1 pseudogene is annotated in these 302 nt (G+C 76.5%); it reads right to left on the bottom strand.

Annotation, left to right across the window (positions count from 1 at the left end):
- Positions 1–302 (bottom strand): annotated as a pseudogene (locus N869_RS16225) (IS1380 family transposase); the annotation flags it as partial.

Raw genomic sequence — 302 nt, 5'->3', positions numbered from 1 at the left:
CCCGAACCCCCGCTTGAACGTCGGCGCCGCGTTCTCCTTCTCACTGTGCGCGGCCACGAGCGTGGCGTCGACGTCGATCACCAGCGGGTGCGCGGCGTCGCGGCCGTGGTCCGGGGCGCTGGAGCCCGCTGCCGCCCAGACCCGCGCCCGCGCTGTCGCGCGGGCAGTGCTGAACGCGGCCAGGACCTTGTCCACGTCTGCGGCGAGGCGGGCGATGACCCGCGAGACCGTGGGGTCCGAGGCCACCGACCCGAGCACCGCCGGCTCGGCGCGCACCGTGGCCAGGTCCGAGCAGGCGTCCC

Origin of the sequence: Cellulomonas bogoriensis 69B4 = DSM 16987, assembly GCF_000767165.1 — a bacterium.
Lineage (GTDB): Bacteria > Actinomycetota > Actinomycetes > Actinomycetales > Cellulomonadaceae > Actinotalea > Actinotalea bogoriensis.
This window is presented reverse-complemented; position numbering and strand designations above follow the sequence as displayed.